The 20,678-nt window shown below is 66.1% G+C and carries 24 protein-coding genes and 1 pseudogene; 12 read left to right on the plus strand and 13 right to left on the minus strand.

Features of this window, described 5'->3' with window-relative positions; translation table 11 throughout:
• Nucleotides 1–137 precede the first annotated feature (137 nt).
• Genes K7711_RS11000 through K7711_RS11010 form a run of 3 tightly spaced genes read right to left on the minus strand, consistent with a single transcriptional unit; the run spans nt 138 to nt 2,350 of the window.
• The gene (locus K7711_RS11000) at nt 138–1,121 is read right to left on the minus strand and encodes a hypothetical protein (protein ID WP_222967877.1); all 984 of its coding nucleotides are present in this window, start codon (nt 1,119–1,121) and stop codon (nt 138–140) included.
• Between the two features lie 37 nt (nt 1,122–1,158).
• Entirely contained in the window at nt 1,159–1,758 is a 600-nt protein-coding gene (locus tag K7711_RS11005) for a carboxymuconolactone decarboxylase family protein (protein WP_222967879.1), read from the minus strand.
• Nucleotides 1,751–2,350, minus strand: coding sequence for a carboxymuconolactone decarboxylase family protein (locus tag K7711_RS11010; protein ID WP_222967881.1), 600 nt, complete (start codon nt 2,348–2,350; stop codon nt 1,751–1,753). Before K7711_RS11010 ends, K7711_RS11005 begins: the two co-directional genes overlap by 8 nt.
• A 102-nt stretch (nt 2,351–2,452) precedes the next feature.
• Here K7711_RS11010 and K7711_RS11015 point away from each other — a divergent pair, with 102 nt between their 5' ends.
• The 3 genes and pseudogenes from K7711_RS11015 to K7711_RS11020 all read left to right on the plus strand — a co-directional run bounded on the left by K7711_RS11015 (nt 2,453) and on the right by K7711_RS11020 (nt 4,005).
• On the plus strand, nt 2,453–3,037 hold the full coding sequence (locus tag K7711_RS11015) for a TetR/AcrR family transcriptional regulator (RefSeq protein WP_222969279.1): 585 nt from the start codon (nt 2,453–2,455) through the stop codon (nt 3,035–3,037).
• A gap of 170 nt (nt 3,038–3,207) precedes the next feature.
• Nucleotides 3,208–3,315, plus strand: a pseudogene (locus K7711_RS47500) (IS5/IS1182 family transposase); the annotation flags it as partial.
• A 123-nt stretch (nt 3,316–3,438) separates the two neighbouring features.
• The gene (locus tag K7711_RS11020; protein ID WP_222967883.1) at nt 3,439–4,005 is read left to right on the plus strand and encodes a hypothetical protein; all 567 of its coding nucleotides are present in this window, start codon (nt 3,439–3,441) and stop codon (nt 4,003–4,005) included.
• Nucleotides 4,006–4,185: 180 nt separating this feature from the next.
• Here the strand turns inward: K7711_RS11020 and K7711_RS11025 are convergent, their stop codons facing one another.
• Together K7711_RS11025 and K7711_RS11030 are read right to left on the minus strand one after the other, a co-directional pair.
• A complete protein-coding gene (locus K7711_RS11025; RefSeq protein WP_222967885.1) occupies nt 4,186–4,653 on the minus strand; it encodes a nuclear transport factor 2 family protein in 468 nt (155 codons plus the stop codon).
• Nucleotides 4,646–5,488 (minus strand): SDR family NAD(P)-dependent oxidoreductase, encoded by an 843-nt coding sequence (locus tag K7711_RS11030; protein ID WP_222967890.1) that lies wholly within the window; start codon nt 5,486–5,488, stop codon nt 4,646–4,648. The genes K7711_RS11025 and K7711_RS11030 overlap by 8 nt, the downstream gene beginning before the upstream one ends.
• Before the next feature lie 217 nt (nt 5,489–5,705).
• Between K7711_RS11030 and K7711_RS11035 the strand changes: the two genes are divergently transcribed.
• From K7711_RS11035 to K7711_RS11050, 4 genes are read left to right on the plus strand one after another with little or no spacing between them, the layout of a single operon-like run.
• Nucleotides 5,706–6,035 (plus strand): WXG100 family type VII secretion target, encoded by a 330-nt coding sequence (locus tag K7711_RS11035; protein ID WP_222967893.1) that lies wholly within the window; start codon nt 5,706–5,708, stop codon nt 6,033–6,035.
• Nucleotides 6,032–6,331: a WXG100 family type VII secretion target gene (locus K7711_RS11040; protein WP_222967907.1), complete on the plus strand. Its 300-nt coding sequence runs from the start codon at nt 6,032–6,034 to the stop codon at nt 6,329–6,331. The genes K7711_RS11035 and K7711_RS11040 overlap by 4 nt, the downstream gene beginning before the upstream one ends.
• A 5-nt stretch (nt 6,332–6,336) precedes the next feature.
• Nucleotides 6,337–7,713, plus strand: a complete 1,377-nt coding sequence (locus tag K7711_RS11045; RefSeq protein WP_222967909.1) for a hypothetical protein — start codon at nt 6,337–6,339, stop codon at nt 7,711–7,713.
• A gap of 12 nt (nt 7,714–7,725) precedes the next feature.
• Entirely contained in the window at nt 7,726–8,226 is a 501-nt protein-coding gene (locus K7711_RS11050; protein ID WP_222967919.1) for a hypothetical protein, read from the plus strand.
• Between the two features lie 50 nt (nt 8,227–8,276).
• Here K7711_RS11050 and K7711_RS11055 read toward each other — a convergent pair whose 3' ends face one another.
• The 6 genes from K7711_RS11055 to K7711_RS11080 all read right to left on the minus strand — a co-directional run bounded on the left by K7711_RS11055 (nt 8,277) and on the right by K7711_RS11080 (nt 13,892).
• Nucleotides 8,277–8,678 (minus strand): cupin domain-containing protein, encoded by a 402-nt coding sequence (locus tag K7711_RS11055; RefSeq protein WP_235747004.1) that lies wholly within the window; start codon nt 8,676–8,678, stop codon nt 8,277–8,279.
• 135 nt (nt 8,679–8,813) lie between these two features.
• Complete coding sequence (locus K7711_RS11060; RefSeq protein WP_222967921.1) at nt 8,814–9,755, minus strand: polysaccharide deacetylase family protein; 942 nt, start codon at nt 9,753–9,755, stop codon at nt 8,814–8,816.
• The gene (locus K7711_RS11065) at nt 9,748–11,190 is read right to left on the minus strand and encodes an NCS1 family nucleobase:cation symporter-1 (RefSeq protein WP_222967923.1); all 1,443 of its coding nucleotides are present in this window, start codon (nt 11,188–11,190) and stop codon (nt 9,748–9,750) included. The genes K7711_RS11060 and K7711_RS11065 overlap by 8 nt, the downstream gene beginning before the upstream one ends.
• Before the next feature lie 16 nt (nt 11,191–11,206).
• Nucleotides 11,207–11,635, minus strand: a complete 429-nt coding sequence (locus K7711_RS11070; protein ID WP_222967925.1) for a GAF domain-containing protein — start codon at nt 11,633–11,635, stop codon at nt 11,207–11,209.
• Nucleotides 11,635–12,954, minus strand: coding sequence for an MFS transporter (locus K7711_RS11075; RefSeq protein WP_222967927.1), 1,320 nt, complete (start codon nt 12,952–12,954; stop codon nt 11,635–11,637). The genes K7711_RS11070 and K7711_RS11075 overlap by 1 nt, the downstream gene beginning before the upstream one ends.
• Nucleotides 12,951–13,892: a polysaccharide deacetylase family protein gene (locus tag K7711_RS11080; protein ID WP_222967940.1), complete on the minus strand. Its 942-nt coding sequence runs from the start codon at nt 13,890–13,892 to the stop codon at nt 12,951–12,953. The genes K7711_RS11075 and K7711_RS11080 overlap by 4 nt, the downstream gene beginning before the upstream one ends.
• Before the next feature lie 165 nt (nt 13,893–14,057).
• On the opposite strand from K7711_RS11080, the gene K7711_RS11085 reads away from it, so the two are divergent.
• From K7711_RS11085 to K7711_RS11100, 4 genes are all read left to right on the plus strand, one after another.
• On the plus strand, nt 14,058–14,777 hold the full coding sequence (locus K7711_RS11085; protein ID WP_222967942.1) for a GntR family transcriptional regulator: 720 nt from the start codon (nt 14,058–14,060) through the stop codon (nt 14,775–14,777).
• 254 nt (nt 14,778–15,031) lie between these two features.
• Complete coding sequence (locus tag K7711_RS11090) at nt 15,032–16,204, plus strand: aminoglycoside phosphotransferase family protein (RefSeq protein ID WP_222967944.1); 1,173 nt, start codon at nt 15,032–15,034, stop codon at nt 16,202–16,204.
• Between the two features lie 354 nt (nt 16,205–16,558).
• Nucleotides 16,559–17,851 carry a cytochrome P450 family protein gene (locus K7711_RS11095; RefSeq protein ID WP_222969283.1) on the plus strand — a complete coding sequence of 431 codons (1,293 nt, stop codon included), beginning with the start codon at nt 16,559–16,561 and terminating at the stop codon, nt 17,849–17,851.
• Nucleotides 17,852–17,964: 113 nt separating this feature from the next.
• Nucleotides 17,965–18,525: a DUF2165 domain-containing protein gene (locus K7711_RS11100; RefSeq protein ID WP_222967946.1), complete on the plus strand. Its 561-nt coding sequence runs from the start codon at nt 17,965–17,967 to the stop codon at nt 18,523–18,525.
• 71 nt (nt 18,526–18,596) lie between these two features.
• Here K7711_RS11100 and K7711_RS11105 read toward each other — a convergent pair whose 3' ends face one another.
• The gene (locus K7711_RS11105) at nt 18,597–19,043 is read right to left on the minus strand and encodes a peroxiredoxin (protein ID WP_222969285.1); all 447 of its coding nucleotides are present in this window, start codon (nt 19,041–19,043) and stop codon (nt 18,597–18,599) included.
• 198 nt (nt 19,044–19,241) lie between these two features.
• Nucleotides 19,242–19,541 carry a hypothetical protein gene (locus K7711_RS11110; protein ID WP_222967955.1) on the minus strand — a complete coding sequence of 100 codons (300 nt, stop codon included), beginning with the start codon at nt 19,539–19,541 and terminating at the stop codon, nt 19,242–19,244.
• 174 nt (nt 19,542–19,715) lie between these two features.
• Here K7711_RS11110 and K7711_RS11115 point away from each other — a divergent pair, with 174 nt between their 5' ends.
• Entirely contained in the window at nt 19,716–20,648 is a 933-nt protein-coding gene (locus K7711_RS11115) for a metal ABC transporter solute-binding protein, Zn/Mn family (RefSeq protein WP_222967962.1), read from the plus strand.
• Nucleotides 20,649–20,678: the final 30 nt, after the last annotated feature.

The following is a 20,678-nucleotide window of genomic DNA, read 5'->3' on the forward strand; positions in this document are numbered from 1 at the left end:
ATTCATGCCAAGCGGTCACTCGAGCGCGATGGGATCAACCAGACACCTGACCGCATCCTTGATGCGTAGTGGCTGCGCGAAGGATGTAGGGAATCGCCACCTGGTGCAGCGGCGCGCCTGCAGGGGCCGCAGCAGGCTCAGGATATGTGGTTGGAAGATAGTTGCGCGCGCAGTAGGGCGGCTTTGCGCACGATCCCATTGGGAGGGGACGTGGTGCCGCCGTCGGTGGTGATGTACATAACGGTGCTCTCCTCGCCGTGCTCGCGGCTCCAGTAGGCGCTGGAGGGGCCGGCCAGTGCCGGGTCGAACGGATCACCGAGCAGGTGCCGTACCTCGCTGCCGTGACGCGGGGCCAAGGGGACGCGGTCGAGGGTGTTGGCGCGGTGGCGGGTGACGTATGCGAAGCCTGCGTCCTCGTCGAGGCAGAAGTCGTCGGCGTTGTCGATGGCCGCAATGAACTCGGCGGTGCCGGATGGGTCGAGCGTGGCCGGGTCGACCGGGACGCGCATGAAGACTTTCTGGGCGGTGGAGGTGTAGTACAGGTAGCCGGTTTTCGCGCCGTAGCGTATGCCGTTGATGCCGGGTTGGGGCGGCCAGGGGACCCCGCTGTCGGGGTCGTCGGCCATGGTGTCGTGCTCGAGCCAGACTTGCGCGGCCGCCGCGCGCGCCCCGGTCGCCAGGTCGACGCGCCAGATCAGGCCGGCGAAGCAGTCCGCGATGGCCAGCACATTCGGTCCGAGCAGGCAACTGCCGTTGAGTCCGCGTGCGCGGTCGTCGAAGGTGAAGATCACCTCCGGGGTCACCGGGTCGCCCGGGGGCCAGCTGTTGAGGTCGAGCCGGACCAGGTGGGATTCGTGGGTGGTGTAGGCCTCGGTAAGGCTCAGCACGAAGACATCGGGTTCGATCTCGACGATGCCGGTGACCGGGTGATCGAATTCGTGGACCAGTATCGGCTCGGTGAGGGTGCGGGCCGGTCCGGGCACATACCACAGCTGTTTTTGCAGTACGGCGGTGATCAGCACCGAGCCGTCGGTGCGCACTACGAGGTTTTCCAGGAAGTACTTTTTCGGGAAGTAGGCGATCGGTGTCATGGTGATCTCGGGCAGCGGCGCAATGGCCATGGCAATCATCCCTGTCATCTATGGGCTTTCGATGTATCTACTGGTCGAGGCCGATGGCGTTTGACGGGACGTCGTAGGCCATCAGGGTCAGCGAGACCGCGCTGAACCAGCCCATCAGGACCGTCACGTCGGTGATGCCGGCATCGCCGAGCAGGTCGCGGACGCGGCGGAACAGTCCCAGGGGTACAACGCGCGCTGCGGCCAGTGTCGTGGCCAGTTCGTAGACGACCTGCTGGCGAGGATCGTCGAAGCTGGTGGGCAGGCCCGCGATCAGCGCCTGCACCTTGTGCGGGTCGAGTTTGCCGAGGACTTCGGCGATCTTCTCGTGCTCGAAACAGGCGTATGCCGCGCCCCAATGTCCGCAGACTACGCAGGTGGCGATTTCGATCTCGGCCTTCGACAAAGTCGAGTCGGTCTGGAAATAGGCGCCGGTCGGTGCGATCGTCTGCAACAACGTCGGATTTGCCGCCCAGATCTTGTGCGGGCCCGGTACGCCGCCGCGCAGCTGGATCATGAAATCGAACGCCGCACGCATCGCTGTGGGCATCTGCTCGACAGGCGTCTCGGTGAAACGCCCGAATGTGCCGAAGGCGTCCGGGTCCTCGATCAGGGCTTTCACCTCGTTGACGTCAGGCATGATCTTCTCCTTGCTCGAACTGGACGGCCGCGTCTCCGGCCGGCACGTCGTAGGCGTTGAGCAGGACACCCAGCGCCAGGTAGTGGATGACGATGAACACCACCGCGTCGAGGCCGGTGCGGCCGAGCGTCTCCACCGCGGTGTCGTACAGCGGCCCGGGCACTGCGCCGCCCTCGGTGAGCGCAGCGGCGAGGTCCGCGGCCAGCAGCTCGTCCCGGCTCAGGTCGACGGGGCGTGCACCCGCGCTCAGTGCCGCGATCTGATCCGGGCGAAGCCCTGCGCGCGCCGCCAGCCGGGCGTGCGCGTAGAGCTCGTAGGTGACGTTGAACCGGCCACCGATGGTCAAGATGACCACCTGACGCGCCCGTTCACTGAGACCGGGTAGCTGCTGGACCGCATGCACGAACTGGCCCAGCGGCACCGCGAGACCCGGGAAGTGCAGTAATACACCCCAGGGTCCGACGAACTTTCCCTCGGCATCGGTCACCTCGAAGCCCTGGTACTCCTCGTCCTGGGTCATCTTCTGGAACGCGTCGTACAGGGAACGTTGCTCGGCGGTCAGGTCCGTCGGAGGGGTCAGGGGCAATCGCATCGATCTTCTCCTCGCGCCTTCTGTTTAAAAGAGGACGGACATCCGCTTTCGATAAGCTACGCTCGACCAAAGGTGGGTGTCAACAGCAGGAAGGGACGGCCGATGCCACGAGTGAGCCAGCAGTACAAGGACGATCAGCGTGCCGAAATCCTGGCCGCAGCGCGACGGTGCTTCGTGCGCAACGGATTTCACCAGACGACCATGCAGGACGTGTTCGTCGAGGCGGGCAAGTCCGCGGGAGCGGTCTACCGGTACTTCCCGAAGAAGGAGGACATGATCGTGGGCGTCGCCACACAGAACCTCGACGCCGTCGCCGAGGTCCTCCGTGCCGCAGTGCTCGCCGACGATGGCGAGCGTGCGGTCGGTGAAGTGATGGCGCAACTGCTGGAGTCGGTGGTCAAGCGCCACCATGACGAGCAACTGGCCGCGGTGGCGCTGATGGTCTGGTCAGAGGCCCTGCGCAATCCGGTGCTGGCCGAGCGCCTGGAACAGGCGGCGTCCGCCATGAGCCAGGATATTGCTGCGCTGGTGCGTGGGCGCCAGGAATCTGGGATCGAGGCGTCAGCGGACGCACTCGCGAGGGTAATCTTGTCGATCCTGCCCGGGTTTCTGGTCAACCTGGCACTGCTCAGCCCGGCGGGGGTGGCTGGATTCCCGGACGCCGTCCGTATGCTGTGGTCCACGTGAATCGGCCCAGGGGCTGCCGATCCGCCTATTCGGAAACTGCCGGAGAACCCCGCCGCGATGCTGCTGGGTATCCAACGTTCATCTGGATCTTCGAGCGTGACGAATCCACCGCCTACGCCGAAGCCGTCCGAGGTTGCGCTGCCTGCTGCGCAGCGGGTATCGGATCAGTGCCGGGAAAGCTGCACGCGGACAGGGCATACAACAGTGCAGAACTGCGCAGATGGGTACTCGATCGCGGGATCGGCGTCCGGATCGCCCGCAAGGGAATCGAGTCCTCAGCAGGCCCGACTGAGCTGTTGCGCGGCGCAGTCGGAGTTGGTGGATCGAGATGTTGTCGAGGTCGGTGGGCCGTTATTCCAGGTGAGCGAATTCTCCGGACGACGACCATTACAATTCTGGTTGTGGATCAGCCGCAGGACGTTTCAGCACCACCGACGGTATTTCGATCTTCGTCGGGCGTCCAGGTGTCGATGGTGGTGTTGGGTCTGCTCGGGATCGCGAGTGGCTGCTTGCTCCAAGTGACCATGTCCGCTGATTCGAGGCCGACGTTCCCCGTGTTGGCTCCGATCGTCGCAGGCGCCCTCTCGCTCCTGCTCGGGCTGAGCTACTTCGTTCGCCCCTCGCCCGCAGTGGCAGTCGACGATCAGGGGCTGGTTCTCAGACCATTCGGTCGAATCCCGTGGGCTGCGATATCGCGAGTACATGTGGTCACAGCGAGAATTAACCGGAACACGAGATACCTGTCCATCGAACTCGTCGAACCCAGTCCGAAGTTCGCTGAAAGTCATTGGCCCAGATGGATCTACGGCCCGATGGGCAAGCTTCTGACCGGCCATCCGGTGACCGTGCAGGAACACTTGCTGCGCCCGATATCCTTGGACGACATCGCCGCCGAACTACACAAGCGAAACCCGGGCCTGGTCATCACCCGATCCGCGCAGAGCAGTTTCCGCCGAGGCAAGCATTAGGCCGCATTTCATGAACTCGGTGGTGTGGGGGTGGGATCCGTGCGCTACCAGGCCACCGTCCACGTCGCCGCGATCAACCTGTGGTTATTGGGACGCGGCTGATGAAACACGCTCTAGCGCAACGCAATGCGGTGTGCCGAGGGTGAAGTGCTGCACAGGCGACACCGCCGCGGCGATTGTTCAGTCGTCCGAGCCGGTGAGAACCTGCCGGGTTGCCGCACTACCATCCAGCTGGCGGCTGATCCGGTGCGCGATGCGCCAGCCGTCGGGGGTCCGCCGCAGCCGGATGCGATGCGCTCCGGCTCGCCAGATGTAAGGCCCGTCGTCGTTGTGCCGCACCAGGATCGATTCACAGACCGCGACGGCCTCGTCGCCGTCGATGCTGATACTGGGCGGGCCGAAGAAGTGCGCGCTGCCGGTGCCGATGATCCGCTGATGTGCCTCGGATCGGATCATCGCGCGCACCTCGTCGCGACCGCGCATGCGCCAGCCGTCGACGTCGTATTCGCCGTCCTCGGCCCAGAGTTCGGCCGCGTCGGTGCTTCCGGCGTCGGCGAGTGGTCCGTAGGAGGTCAGCAGGCGCAGTATCGCGAGTTCGTCCTCGATGCGCTGGAGGCGTTGTTCGAGGCGGGCCAGTGCGTCATCCATGGCGGGCCGCCTCGGCGGACTGCTCGCCGTTCATCAGGCCGGTCATGGCCTTGTGCGTGGTCAGCACGATCTTCGTCCGGTCCGGGCCGGTGCGCCACGCGACGGACTTCTCGTTACCGGTGACCACGTGCACGGGGCCGTGCGCCAGATGCGCCAGCCCTTCTCGCGCGACGTCCGCGGGCTCGGACACGACCATGCCCGGGGCGTCGAAGTTCAGCCCGACGCGTTCCATGGCCGGCGTGCGGGTGACGCCGAGCACCAGCGTCAGCACATCCACGCCGTAATCGCGCAGTTCGAGCCACAGCCCTTCGCCGAAGATCCGCACGAACGCCTTGACCCCGCCGTAGATCGTGTGCCGGATCGAACCCGCATACTCCGACAGGGAGCCGACCAGCAGAATTCCGCCACGCTGCCGGTCCCGCATGAGACGCCCGTAATGCCGTACCAGCGCTAGCGTCGCGGTGAGATTCAGATCGATCACGCGCTGGAACTCGCGCGGATCGCCGTCCAGGAATTCCATGCTGTGCGTATTGGCCCCGGCATTGCAGACCAGCAGTCCGACTTCGAGATCCTCGGTGGCCTCGATGATCGCCTCCACCCCGCCGTCGACGAGATCGACTGCGAGCGTGCGCACTTCGACCCCGAGCGCCCGACAGGACTCGGCGACCTCGGTCAGCGGCCCCGGCTTGCGCGCGACCAGCACGACATTGACCCCACCCCGCGCCAGCTGCCGCGCGAATTCGGCTCCGACCCCCTCGGACCCACCGGCGATCACCGCCCACGGACCGTATTTCGACAGGTCGGGTTCGGGTGGCACAACTGCGTCATCGGTCATGAGCGCCAGTATCGCGCGGCAAACCGGACCCGACCGCCCCCGTTCCGGTGACCGAGACCTCGGCGCGCTCGTGCGATCGCCTCGCGTAGCCGCGCGGCCGGACCGACTCACAGGAAGGGCAAACCGGACGAATGTCATGGTTCGGTGGCCGAAATCCGTTGTGCCCCTGATTTAAACGGCTCGACGGAGGGATCCTGCCAGGCATACCGTGGAAGCTATGGTAGGACACGGGGGGAGCGCTTCGGAGCGCCCGATCGCTGTGGTTCCCGACGAGGTCGCGAAGATGGGCGGCTACGCCCACGACCAAGCGGGAACCCTGCGCAACGCACTGGATTCGATGGATCGCGAAATCGCCGACCTGATGGCGGCCGGCTGGAGCGGTCCGGCCGCGGAGGGATTCGCCCGCGGCTGGGCCGAATGCCGCGACGGCGGCAACCAGATCTTCGACACCCTGACCGAACTGGCGAGCAAGCTCGGCGGCGGGAGCCACGAGTATCGGGACGGCGACCACGGATCCGCGGATCGCATTGCGGAGGTGAATTCGTGAGCGCCGAAGGTTTCGCGGTGGATCTGGGACATCTCGATCGGATCGTCTCCCGGATGCGCGGATTGTCCGGATTTCTGACCGATACGTTCGACGAGATCGATCGGCAGGCGAAGGTACTGCGCGCACAGCACTGGGACAGCTCGGCCGCCGACGCCTATGCCGCGGCACACGCGAAATGGATCGGCGAGGCACAGGAATTCGTGCAGGGCGTCACCGATGCCGGTGCGGCCGCCGATCGGGCGCACGGGCGGTACGGCGACGCGGTGCACGTGAACGTCCGGATGGCGCGAGGCTGATCGCGATGGCGCCGGACCCCTCGCTGAAGGTCGATCCGACGGTCTACACCGCGGCGGCGACCAAGTGCTACAACCTGGCGAAGGATTTCGGCACCGCCTTCGATCCCTTCTATCAGGTCCTGTTCGATTCGAGCGGGATGGCCGGTGACTACGCTCAGGTCAAGACGTGGGCGGGCGCCTACGACAAACACGTGAGCGATTTCGTCACGATGGCAACGACATTCGCCAATGCCGTGCAGAACATGGGCGATCTGCTGTCGTACGCGGCCTACAACTATGCGACCAGCGAATATTTCAATACCGTCGATGTCCGGGGTGACACCTCGAACAATCCGCCGCCGGTGCAGCCGCAGGTGAGCAGTCCGCTCTACGGTGCGGAGAATCCGGTCCTGATCCCGGATTCGGTGCTGGGCCACCCGGGCGCGGGCATCACGACCAATATCCCCGGCCTGCTGGATCATATTTCCCATCCGGTGCCAAACGGCGACACCACCTTGCTGAAGACCGCCGCGGATGCCTGGAAGAGTTTCACCGGTAATCAGACCGTGCAGAATGCCTCCAGCACGCTGGGGAAGATTTCCACGACGCTCACCACCGATCTGAAAGCACCCGATCTCGACCACTTCGCCGATCACTTCACCACCCTGGCCAAGGGAGCGGGCGATCTGCACAGTGCCGCAACGGGTCTGACGCCGTTGGTGACCGATCATCACCAGAAACTGGACGCTCTGCGCGGAGACATCTCCTCGCAGACCAACGGCTTGCTGCTGAAACTCGCCGGAATCGCTGCCGCTGTGGTGGTGGTCGTGGTCATCACGACGATCTTCACCGCCGGGCTCGGCCTGGCCGGTGGCGACGAAGTCGAGGCCGGCGCGGGCACTGCTGCGGGGGCGTCGGCGATCGCCGCTGTCGGAGAGGCGATCTCGACCGCGATCTCCGGGTTCGTCGCCGCCGTCCTGGAAGGCGCCGCGGCCGCCTTCGCCGGTGTCACGGCGCTGAGCGTCACCGGCCTGGCGGCCATCGCCGCGATCTCGGTGATGACGGTGTCCGGCGACAGCGCCGAGTCGAGCGACGATTCCTCGGATGCCACGCCGAAGGTGAACGACCGCACGGGCGCACAGGACGTCCTGAACAAGGATTCGACGCTCGAGAAGGACAAGGATTCGGTGATCCGATCCAAGGCGGGCGGGCGCACCGAGGCGCAGCGGGAGTTCGATGAGATCGCCGAGGGACACGAGGTCAAGACGTATCCGAACGGCACCAAGGTCGTCCGGTTGCCGGACGGCAGCGATGTATCATTGCGCGGCTCCTCCGACGGTCGAGACACCATCTCGATTCAGCAGAAGGGTCAGCCCGACGCCAAATATCGTTTCAACCCGTGACCGAGGACGCCGATGAAATATCTCAATGCCGATGCGGCCGTTGATATCCGGGCGGCGCTGTTGCAGTCGAGTCAGGCTTTCAGCCCGGCGTGGATCGACGCGGGGCGCGTCGTCGTGCCCGCGGCGGAGATCCCCGATCTGTCGGACAACGAAGCCGGTGTCCGGTTGCTGGACGCGTTCCGGGCCGCCGGTCACAGTGAACTGGTCTGCCTGAGCACCGAGGATCTCGGTGCGGACGAGCCGCAGCAGGCGGTACTCGCGGAACTGGGCGAGGTCGCCGACTGGCGGTGGGACCTGGCCCCGTTCGACGTGCTGCTCACTACCGCGGACCGGTCGGTCGCCGCGCTGCTGTCCGTCGACGAATTCGTGCTGATCGGCGGCAGCCCCGGCTTCGTGGAGTCGGCGCTCGGTGAGTCGATTCCCGCGGCCAGGGCCGCTTTCCGCGCCTACGCGGCGAGTACCGCCAACGCCTCGCGGCACCTGCCGCTACTGGCGGATCGGTACGACAGCTGAATCAGCGTGCCGGACAGGGCATCCCGGCCTAACCCGACCGCGCCGGGCAGTTACTTCGCGCCGCGGGCGGCGGCGCGTTCGATGGCGTCCATGCACTGGCTCAGGGCGAAGGCCGGGTTGATCTCGAGTGCTTCGGTGGCCTCTTCGTAGATCAGGACGTGGCCTGCGGGGAAGAAGTACGCCTCGCCCGCGGTGGCGGTCTCGTCGGGGTTGCGGGTGCCAGGGTAGGTGGCGCGGATGGTTCCGGAGAAGATGTAGCCGTAGTGCGGGCAGGGGCAGACGCCGCCGGGCATGCCGCCGGCGCGGTAGAGCTCGGTGCAGTCGCGCGCTCCGGCCGAACGGGTGAATCCGACCTCCATATCGCCCCAGCGTTCCGAGCGGAATCCCTGGGCGCTGCGCGGCCAGCGCCCGCCCCCGCCGGGTGGCAGCTCCTCGGGACGTGCATGCGGCATGGTCGGCTCCCTTCCGTGGGTGCGGTCCGTCTCCCGATCACAGGTAGAACAGAACTCTCACTTAAGGTAGAACATGATTTCTGTTTATGGGAGCAGAATTCTCGAACTGCGAGGTGAGCGAGCGACCCGGCCGGCTCATCGTTCGAACTCGGTGTGGTGAGCCAGCCACCACCGGGCGATATCGGCACGTCGCGCGAACCACACCTCCCCGCGCCCGAGTGCGTGATCGAGGAAATCGCGCACCGCGCGGGCCCGTCCGGGCATTCCGGCCCAGCGACCGTGCAGGCCGATCGTCATCATCCGCGGATGCGTCGCGCCCTCCTCCCACAGATCGTCGAAACCCATGGTGAGGTAGCGCGTGAAGGAGGTCGGATCGGCGTATCCGGGGAAGGCGAAGCGCATGTCGTTGAACGTCAGTGAATACGGTACGACCAGATGCCGGCCCGCGGCGGTGTCGGTGAAATACGGTAGATCGTCGTTGTAGGCGTCGGAGTCGTAGAGGAATCCGCCCTCGGCCGCGACCAGTTCGCGGGTGTGGGCCGACGGGGTGCAACGGGAATGCCAGCCGACCGGCCTTGTCCCGCACAGTGTTTCGATGGCGGCGACCGCGCGGGCGATATCCTCGCGTTCCTGCTGTTCGGACAGCCGCCACGGTTCCTCCCACCGCCAGCCGTGCGCCATCGGCTCGTGCCCGCGCGCCCGGATGTACTCGCCGAAGGCGGGATTCTCCGTCAGTGCGCGACCGCAGCAGTTGACGGTGGCGGGCAGGTCGTACTCGTCCAGGATCCGGGCCAACCGCCAACTGCCGGAACGGCTTTCGTATTCGAAGGCCGATTCCACGCACAGATCCCGGATGCCCGGACGCGTCGGGTTGATCGCCACACCGAACTCGCCCACCGCCTCCCGGCGTCCGTCTCCCGCGGCGAAGCTGTACTCGGCCCCGGCCTCGTAGTTGATCACCAGGCTCACCGCCACCCGCGCGCCGTCGGGCCACACCACCCGGGGCGGCACCGGACCGTAGCCGACGAAGTCGCGCCGTGGCCCGGCGGCAGGGACCAGATCTTGCGGTTCAGACATGGGCGGGCTCCTGTCCGGAGTCGATCGGATCGGCGACGTCGCCGATCCGCAGGGCGAGATAGGTCAGTGCGGCGACGGCCGCACCCAACGCCCACGAAAACGGCGCTGCCGCATGCCAAGCCGGGATCAGTGCGACCGGTATCGCGATCACGGACCCGGCCGCGGCCGACAGCATCGCCCGCGGATTCACCCCGCGCCGATACCAGTAGGGCCCGCCGCCCTCGACATACAGGGCGGGCACGTCGACGCGGCCGCGGCGCACCAGATGGAAGTCGGTGAGGATCACCCCGAACAGCGGTCCGAGCAACGCGCCCAGCCCGCCGATGAAATAGTCCACGACCACCGGACTCGAGTACAACGCCCACGGGCACACCAGGATCGAGCCGATCGCCGCGAGCATGCCGCCGCGTTCGAAGGTGATGTACCGGGGCGCGATATTGGAGAAGTCGAAGGCCGGGGACACGACGTTGGCGGCGACGTTGACCCCGATCGTGGCGATGGTGAACACGATCGTGGCGAAGATCAGGACGGGGGTGTTGTCGATGCGCTGCACCAGTTCGATGGGATCGGTCACCGGATGCCCGAACAGTTTCGCGCTGCCGGTGGTGACCACGGCAACCGTCACCGCGAAGACCAGGAAGTTCACCGGCAGACCCCACAGATTCGCCCGTCGCATGGACCGTTGTGACGGACTCGAGCGGGTGAAATCGCTGATGTTGAGCAGGAAGGTGCCGAAGAACGCCACGATCAGCCCGACGATCGACGCGAACTGCAGGACCGCCGATCCGCCGTGCACACGATCGGGGGAGACCTCGACACCCGGTGCGCCGCCGGTGCGGATCAGCACCCAGGCCAGCAGCACGAACATCACCAGATACACGGCCGGTCCGGCCCAATTCTGGTATCGGCGAACGGCTTCCATACCGTGTCGCACGACCAGCAGCTGCACCACCCACAGCCCGAGGAAACAGCACCAGCCCAGCGCCGACAGACCCAGCAGCCGGTGCGTCTGCCAGGACGCCAGCCCCGGCAGCAGCCGCAGCGCCAGCGCCGAGACCGCCACCGAGCCCAGATAGGTCTGCACCCCGTACCAGAACACGGCCAGCACGCCGCGGATCAGCGCGGGCAGATTCGCGCCGAAGACGCCGAACGAGATACGCGCCACGACCGGATACGGCACGCCGGTGCGCTGCCCGATCGTGCCGCTGAGATTCATCAGCACGTAGACGATGACCAGGGCCACCGCCATCGCGGCCAGGACCGTCCAGGTGTTCAGTCCGCGGAAGAAGAAGCCGATGGCGAAGGTGTAGGCACCGACGTTGTGCAACACCGACATCCAGAGCGCGAACACGCTGTACCCGTTCCAATCCCTGGTGGTCGCGGGTGCCAGATCCGGATTGTGCAACCGGGAACTGACCGGTGGTGAGGTGGACATGAGAACTCCTGGAAAATCAGTCGGCCAGAGTGGCTTCGATGCGCTCGCGGCAGCTGCGCACGGTCGCGATGTCGGATGCGGAGAATTGCCGGGGCCGGTCCTGGAAGTGGACCGAGAGGGTGCCGACGATCCGCCCGCCGTGCCTGATCGGCGCCAATATCTGTGCGTAGACCCGCAATTCGTTGATGAGCGATTGCGGCGGACGGATCGGGTGCGTTCGGGTGTCGGACTGGATCAGCAGTTCACCGGTCTCGACCAGATGGCGATAGGTGGGAAAGTCCGCGGGATTGATCCGGGTCGAGGTGCGCATCGACCGCACGCCCGCTGCGCATTCCTCGGTGACGAGCTCGGGAAATCCGGTCGCGTCGACCAACCGGACGGTGACCCGGGAGGCATCGACGTCCGAGAGCAGCCGGCGGCAGTCGGCCGCATGGTCCGGGGCCATCACGCACCCGCCTCGAGGTCCGCGCCGGGACGCACCCGCGGCGAACCGAACATCAGCGCGGCGGCGACGGCGCAGGCCACGACCCCGGATCCGGCCGCGGCCGTGGCGGTCCATCCGGTGTCCTGCAATCCGCCGTACAGCAGTGGCCCGACGATCCCGCCGAGCGGTCCGACCGCGCCGACCAGGGCCGCGCCACTGCCGCGCACGCGCGTGGGGAACGCCTCGCCGAGATAGGTGAACAGCGGCGCGGCCGCGCCCTGGGCGAAGAACAGCGTGGCGGAGTAGCCGATCACCACACTCACCGCGCCGTGTGCCGCGAAGATCAGCCAGGCGGTGCACGCGGCGGCGGCGCACTGCGCGAGGATGACCGTCTCCCGGCGTCCGATCCGGTCGCCGAGGTGTCCGAGCGCCAGATATCCCGCGATCGCAACGAGATTCGCGACGACGACCATCCACAGCGCGTTGGTGATCGACACGCCTTTGACATCGCGCAGCACCGTCGTGGCCAGCACGGTCAGCTGTGAGTCGGCGATCAGTTTGACGAAGAACGCCAGGCACAGCACGAGCGTCGGCCGCAGCAGCCGACCCCGCAGCAGTTCGGTATAGGTGACCCGGCCCGCGCCGGGCTGTTCGATTCCCCAGCCACGCGCGAGCGTCCCGGCCTCGGAACTCGCTCCGGCGGACTGCAATTCGCGCAGCCGCCGGATCTTCAGGAAGTGCGGCGACTCGCGTAATCCGGTGCGCAGCAACAGGATCACCAGCAGCGGGAACGTCGCCACAGCGAATACGCCGCGCCAGCCGACGACCGGTTCGAGCACCGCGGCCAGCCCGGCGGACAGCATCACCCCGACCGGCCAGCCCGCCTGCACCATGGCGTACATCAGGCCCTTGCGCCGGGATCCGTAGATCTCGTTGAGGTATGCGGCGTTGACCGACTGTTCGGCCGCGCCGAAGCCGGACAGCGCACGCGTCAGCACCAGGCTGATCGGCCCGAACGCCAGCGCGGCCAGGCCCGAGCTGATCGCCGCCCCGGAGGTCGTGATCAACAGTGCGGGGCGGCGGCCGAGCCGGTCGATCACCGGTCCGACGGTGAGCGCGATCAGGACCGAGCCCGCCGAAACCGCCGTGGCCACATAGGATCTCGTACTCGACGACCAGGAGAAGTCGTCACCGATCACCGGCAGCAGATTGCCGAAGGTGATCTGGTCGTAGACCGCCAGCGTCCAGGCCAGGAATGCCACCACGGTCGTGTAGGCCACCCGGCGGCTGCTCAGCGGCGCGAACAGCGCATCGTCGTTTCGTGTGGATGTGCGAATCACGCTGCCTCCCCGGCTCGTTCGAATTCGGCGGCGTGCTCGTACCACCAGTGCGCGATATCGGCCTTGCGGGCGAACCACACTTCGCCGCGCTCGAGGCAGTGCTCCAGGAAGGTCTGCAGGGCGTGCGCTCGCCCCGGCTGTCCGGCCAGGCGCGGATGCAGCCCGACCGACATCATCTGCGGGCGGTGCTCGCCCTCGTCCCAGAGCATGTCGAACGTGCGGCGACAACTGTCCAGGAAATCCGCCGGGGACGAATATGCCTGTCCGGGATGGAACAGCGAATCATTGGTGACGAAGGTGTACGGAATCACCAGATGACGCTTGTCGCCGACGTGGGTGAAATACGGTACGTCATCGGCGAAAGAATCGCTGTCGTAAAGGAATCCGCCCTCCTCGACGAGTAATTCGCGGGTGCTCAGTGAGGGCGGGCATTTGCTGTACCAGCCGACCGGGCGCTGCCCGCAGGTCTGCTGTATCGAGGCAACCGCCAGGGCGATGTGCTCGCGTTCGACCTCGCGCGGCAGTCGGCTCACCTCTTCCCAGCGCCACCCGTGCGCGCAGACCTCGTGTCCGGCCTCGGCGATATAGGCCCCGACTTCGGGGACCAGTTCGAAGGCGCGGGCGCAGCCGTGGAAGGTGACCGGCAGCCGATATCGATCGAGAATGCGCTGCAACCGCCACACGCCGGTCCGGCTGCCGTATTCGAAGATGGATTCATTGCCCAGATCGCGGATCGGCGGCGGGGGATAGCCGAATTCCTGGGGCGGTTCGTTGCGGGCGTCGCCGGCCCAGTACGAGCGTTCCGCACCGGATTCGTAATTGACGATCAGGCATATCGCGACCCGGGCGCCGCTGGGCCAGCGCGCCGGTGCTCCCTGCCGTCCGTAGCCGGTGAAATCGCGGTCGGGACCGGGTCTGGCGGGTGAGTCGGGACTCATGAAACTGTTCCTCCGCTATCGGTTCCGCGTAGTTCGATGCCGATATTCTGGGAATTGCGAACAGCCGAAGTCAATGAATTGCGACGTATACTTCGGCAGGTATACGTAGCCGGAAACACGACGGAAACATGAATGGCGCGAACAATTAGCATTCCGGTGTTAACAATGGGCATGGAGTTTTCCGCGGCAGTCGTTCCCGGCCACGCGCCGCTTCCGGAGGTGCCGCCCGGTCTGCGCAGCGCACTGCACCGATGCGGTCCGGGTGCGCCGCCACTGCGCGCCCGGGTGCGGGACGTGCTGCGGGAATGGATCGTGGAGGGCCTGCTCTCGCCCGGAATGCGGCTCTACGAACAGGACGTCGCTGTGGCGCTGGGGATCTCGCGGGTGCCGATCCGGGAGGCCGTGCGCATGCTGGAGTCGGAGGGGTATGTGGCGGTGCACGGCCGGCAGGTCCGGGTGCGCACCCTGGACCCGGTGTCGGTGGCGCATCTGTTCGACGTCTGCGAAACGCTCGAGGCGCTGGCCGCGCGCCAAGCGGCGCAGTCGATCACCCCGGCGGGCGCGCAGCGGTTGCGGGAACTGCTCGAGATCGGACGCGTCGGGCTGAGCGGTGGTGGTCGTCCGGTCGCGGACGGGGTGAACATGTCGCTGCACGAGGAGATTTCACGGCTGGCGGGCAACGAGGTCCTGGACGGCGCGCTGAGCCCGCTGCGCGGGCGGGTGCAATGCCTGTTGCGGCACAGCGACGACGGTCATCGGATCTTCGACGAGCACGTCGCCATCACCGAAGCCGTCGCGACCGGTGACAGCGTGCGTGCGGGCGAACTCGCCGCGAGTCATATGCGTGCCACCGGACAGGAGATCCTCGCACACCTGCCCGGCTGAGCCGGGGGCGATCCCCTGGGTTTGCGGGGCGAGTTTTCCAGTGTGGCAGAATGATTCGCGTCCTTACTCGGCCGTCGAAGTCATCCTGCGAATGTTGCCGTCAGTGGGAAGCATTTTCGAATCTGCGGCAATTGTGCAGCAAGATCATTGTCGGGCAATGTATTCCGGACGTATGGGGTACTGTCTGCGAGCGCCGACCGGCGGGTCGGCGGCGTGCGTCAGTGTTGTCGTAGTTTCGGAATCGAGGCAAGCGCATGAACCACAAACTCTGGTTGCTCGGGCGATCGGTCACGGTCGGTGCACACATGGCGAGCGAGGCGATCACGCGACCGAAAGCTCGCGCGCTCCAGGATGTTCCGGTCTCGGGCGAGACCATCACCCCCGAATGGCTGACCGCGGTGCTGTGCCGCGACGTCCCCGGCGCGCAGGTACTGTCCTTCGACACCTCGAACGGCAGTCGCGGAACCTCCACCCGCGTGGCGATCCGGGTGGAGTACAACGATGCCGGAATCGAAGCGGGGCTGCCGCGGGAGCTGTTCGCGAAGACCACGACAGCGTTCAGCCAGCGCATTCTGCTCGGCGGCGGCAAGATGATCGACGGTGAGACCCGATTCTTCAAGGACTTCCGGCCGCGCGTGGACATGGAGGCGCCGATCGGCTACTGGGGTGCGTCGGATCCGGCGTCCTGGCGCTCGATCGCGCTGATGGAGGATATCGCCGCCACCCGCGGCGCGGTGTTCAGCGAGCCGACCGCGCCGATCGCCCGCGACCAGATCGAGGATCTGGTGCGCAATCTCGCCCGCCTGCACGGGACGTTCTGGGAGAGTCCGGCGATCGAGGTGCTCAACACCCCGGCCTATATGCTCGACGCCTACCTGGCCGCCATCGATATGCGCAAGCGCTGCGAAGTCGGCCTGGGCCGGGCGCAGGAGGTCGTCCCCGAAACCCTGCACGGACAGGCGGATCGGCTGTGGGCCGGTGTCGAGCGGGCGATCGTGATCGCGACCGAGGACGTGCCCGCGACCCTGCTGCACGGCGATCCGCACATCGGCCAGACGTACCTGACCCGGGAGGGCCGGATGGGGTACGTGGACTGGCAGGTGGTGATGCGCGGCGGCTGGGCGCACGATTTCGCCTACACGGTCAATTCCGGCTGCGAGCCCGAGGATCGCCGGGCCTGGGATCGTGAACTGCTGCAGGCGTATCTGGAGGAACTGGCCAGTGCCGGAGGTGTCGCGCCCTCGTTCGACGATGCCTGGCTGCTGTACCGGCAGCAGTCGATGTTCGCTTATGCCGCTTGGGCTTTCACGATCGGGCGGGCGGCGTATCAGCCGAAGATGCAGTCGAACGAGACCTGCCTGACGTTGCTGAAACGCATCACGACCGCGATCGACGACCACGATTCCCTGGATGCTCTCGGCGTCTGAACAGTTTTCCGCGACGGCATCGGCGGCATCCTCGTCTCGGGGGTGCCGCCGATGCCGTTGTCGTAAAAATCCTGCGCCCCTGCACATATCGGCCATAAGTCACATTGGAGACAGTGGCGCGGGTGGGGCGAACACGCCGCGCAGTGTCGGTACCTGCGCGTTTGCTGATATGACACGACAACCCGCAAAAAGATTCCGGCAGGCCGGTTTTCATGCCTTTGCGCGCAGTTGCGGACCCGGTTGTACCATCGACCGGTCGTTGCCGAGGAACGTTCGACGTTGATCGCCGCAGCAGCGATTCGACACGGTGCAGTACTGCAGCAAATGTGTAATCCGAACAGTCTGGAGTTGTCCTTGAATACGCCGCAGTCCCAGGTGCGCGCCGGATCGTGCCCTGTCGCCCACGATTCGCTCACCCACAGTTCCCCGATCGACACCGACGGTCCCCGAGTGCCGCTGCACATCCCGGAATTCGCCGACGACCCGCACACCGCCTACGCCGAGATGCGCCGCCGGTACGGTTCACTGGCCCCGGTCGAATTGGCCCCGGGCGTTCCGGCGACGTTGGTGATCGGTTATCGCGCCGCGGTGCGGATCCTGAACGATCCCGAGCACTTTCCCGCCGATCCGCGCACCTGGCAGCAGACGGTGCCGCAGGACTGCCCGATCCTGCCGCTGCTGGAGTGGCGTCCGATGGCGAGTCGTTGCGCCGGAGCGGAATTCGAGCGGTACCGGGGCGCCATCACCGCCAGTGTGCAGGCGGTGGACCTGTACGCCATGCACGACATCGTCGAGGAGATCGCGATCCCGCTGATCAACGGCTTCTGCCAGGACGGCCACGCGGAGTTGATCAGCCAGTACGTGTACCCCCTGGTGTTCGAGGTGGTCAACGCGATGCTGGGCTGCCCGCCGGAGATCGGCCAGCAGGTCGCCGCCGGTACCGCGGCCATGCTCGAGGGCGTGGACGCGGAGAAGGGCAGTCAGATGCTCGGCCAGGCGCTGATGAGTCTGGTGACGCTCAAGCGATCCACCCCGGGTAACGACATCACCTCGACGTTGCAGCAGCACCCGTCGGGTCTGGACGATGTGGAAGTCTCACACCATGTTTCGCAGGTGTACGGGACCGGGATCGAGTTCGAACTGAACTTCATCGTCAACAGCCTGTTGCTGGTCCTGGCCGACGACCGTTTCGGCGGCAGTGTGCTGGGCGGGAATCTGTCCTCGCGCGATGCGCTGGACGAGGTGCTGTTCAACGACCCGCCGCTGGCGAATCTGCTGGTCACCTATCCCCGTCAGCCGATCCTGATCGAGGACGTCTGGCTACCGGCGCATCAACCGGTCGTGATCAGCATGGCCGCCTGCAACAACGATCCGGCCATCCGCTCCACCGATCTCACCGGAAACCGCTCCCATCTGGCCTGGGGCATCGGCCCGCATGCCTGCCCGGCCCAGTCCCTGGCCTACCTGATCGCCCAGGACGCGATCGATCAACTCCTGGACGCCCTGCCCGAGATCCGCTTCGATACAACCCAGGGCGAGCCCAGCTGGCGCCCCGGTCCCTTCCATCGCGCTCTCATCGCGCTCCCGGTCACCTTCCCGGCCACCGCCCCCCTGAACGTGCGCAACGAGCACATCATGCAGCCCTGATCCGTCGGTCGCCCCGCCGCGGGAACGGGCGTGTTGTCAGCAACGGTGACAGTGCCGCCGCACGGCTACGATGTCGCGTCCGCAAGTTCTGCTAGCGATGCGAAGGTGAACGAATGAGCCTGCCCGGCAAGCGATTTCTGGATGTGACGAGTAGCCGTGAGATGGCGGTGGTGGTGCTGGCGACGATCACCGGCGTGTACTACCTCATCGTCGCGGTGACCAACTGCACCGATACCGATACCAATCGGCGCGGGGTGGCCGAGGTGTTCGCCATGCGCCGCACCATCCACAATCCGGGAACCGACTGGCGGTCGATGACCAACGGCACCGTCGCCCTGATCGCCTACATCCTGATCGTGGTGTGGGAGTACCTGATCGCCTTCGTGCTGCTGGCCGCCGCGGCGAACGGGTGGTGGGGACTGGGCCGCGGACGGCGGGCCGCTCTGGTGACCTCGGCGAAGCTGGCGAGCCTGGGCTGGATCATGGTGACGATGCTGTTCGTCGGCGGATTCCTGACCATCGCGGGCGAGTGGTTCCGGATGTGGGCGAACAAGCAGGTCGACGCGTCCTCGGCGGCCCTGCAGAACTTTCTCATCGCCGCTGTCGGCCTGATTCTGGCGCATCTGCCGGAGCGTCGTGAAATGCGTTCCAGCTCAACGGAATCCGGAGAGTAGGCGAATCCGGCGCGCGGATCGCCGTGCCGCACCGGCGGCACGGCGATCCGCCCGTTCATCGGGCGTGCGGGCTACTTCGCCAGGGCGGCAAGGGCTTTGTCGGCGTGCACGTTCATGTTGACCTCACTGTGCACCGCGGCCAGGATCTTCTTGTCGGTGCCGATGACGAAGGTCGCGCGCTTGGCGGGCAATCCGGGAATCAGGCGTTTGATCCCGAACTCGCGGGCGACGGCCCCGCCGTTGTCCGCCAGGAGTGGATAGCCCAGTTTGTGTGCGTCGTCGAAGCGCTTCTGCTTGGCCACGTCGTCGGCGCTGATGCCCAGGATCGTCGCACCGCGATCGGCGAATTCGCTGACGATATCGCGGAAATGGCAGGCCTCGCGCGTGCATCCGGGGCTGAGCGCGGCCGGATAGAAGAACAACACGACCGGCCCCTTCTCCAGGACCGTGGCCAGGCGCACGGTCTCACCGTGCTGATCGGAAAGTTCGAAATCGGGCGCGGTGTCGCCTACTTGCAACATCGATTCTCCTGAGCAGTTCAGTTGTCGGTCCGCGGCGCGGCCGGCGCCGACCGGCCGGGCGGGGCGTGCACTTGAATCATGCACCACGGCCGCCCGGGTGATCTTCGCGAGCCCGCCCCGGCCGAAATCTCCGGCGTCGGACGACGGTTCGGGTGATTCCGGGCAGGACGGGTGTTCGGGCTGATGGGTAGCGGCTCAGTGCTCGTCGTAATGGCCGTCGTGGGCGGCGTGGCGGTGGCCGTCGTGGATGTAGTCGACGTGGTCACCGTGCGGGATCGCGACGTGGCCGCAGCCCTCGCCGTGCTGGTGGGCGTGCTCGTCGTGCGGGTTGTGGCCGGACGGTTCGCATTCGTCGTAGTGGTCGCCGTGCGCGCGGTGCAGGTGGCCGTCGTGGACGTAGTCGATATGGTCGCCGTGCGGGACAGCTACATGTCCGCAACCTTCACCGTGCGTGTGCTCATGGTCGGTGTGCGGAGCATGCATCGTGCTGGTCATTGTCGTCCTCCTTCGTGTGCTTACCGTGCTCTCTGTTCGATCATCGCATCATCATGTGCGCATTCATGCGTTTCCGGGGTGGAGTGGCTGTGCTGTCCGGCTGGATAACCGGCGAGCAGACTGCTAACTTGATGGAAATGGTTTTCAGTTTCATATTCTGATGAGGGTTGCGCGATGGTTGGTCTGAGTTACAGCAAACGTGTGGCGGCGGTGGTGTGCGGTACGGCGCTGGTCGCGGTCGCCACGGCCTGCGGCACATCGAACACGGCCGATTCCGGTACGTCGTCCGGCAAGCTCGAGGTGGTCTCGACGATCAATGCGTGGGGCAGCATCGCCGCGCAGCTCGGTGGTGAGAAGGTGCATCTGACCAGCATCATCACCAGTCCCGACACCGATCCGCACGATTACGAGCCCTCCCCGGCGGATGCGCGGACCGTCGCGGCGGCCAAGGTGTTCATCGAGAACGGTGTCGGCTACGACGCCTGGGCGGACAAGCTGCTGGCCGCGAATCCGGGTGCGGGGCGTACGGAGCTGAACGTCGGCAAGCAACTCGGCGTGCCCGACGACGGCAATCCGCACCAGTGGTACTCGCCCGACGCGGTGAGCAGGATAGTGGACGTCATCACCGCCGACTACGCGAAGGCCGACCCCGCCGACGCGGCCTATTTCGAAGATCGCAAGAAGACCTTCGAGAACACGACCCTGGCGAAATACCAGGGCCTGGTCTCCGAGATCAAGACCGAGTACGCCGGAACACCGGTCGGCGCGAGTGAATCGATCTTCTCGCCGCTGTCCGATGCGCTGGGGCTGGACCTGATCACCCCGCCGGAGTTCCTGAAGGCCATCAGCGAGGGCGCCGATCCCGCCCCGGCGGACAAGGCGACCATCGATCAGCAGATCGCCACGAAAGCGCTGAAGGTCTACGTGTTCAACAGCCAGAACAGCACACCCGATGTGCAGGCGCAGGTCGATGCGGCCAAGCAGCAGGGCATTGCGGTCACCACCGTCACCGAGACGCTCGCCCCGGCCGGTGCGAGCTTCCAGGACTGGCAGTCCGGTCAGTTGCAGTCCCTGGCCGATGCGCTGCACACCGCCACCGGCAAATAAGTGATGACTCGTTCCGAGGCGAAGGCCGCA

This window comes from Nocardia coffeae (genome assembly GCF_019890715.1).
GTDB lineage: Bacteria > Actinomycetota > Actinomycetes > Mycobacteriales > Mycobacteriaceae > Nocardia > Nocardia jiangxiensis.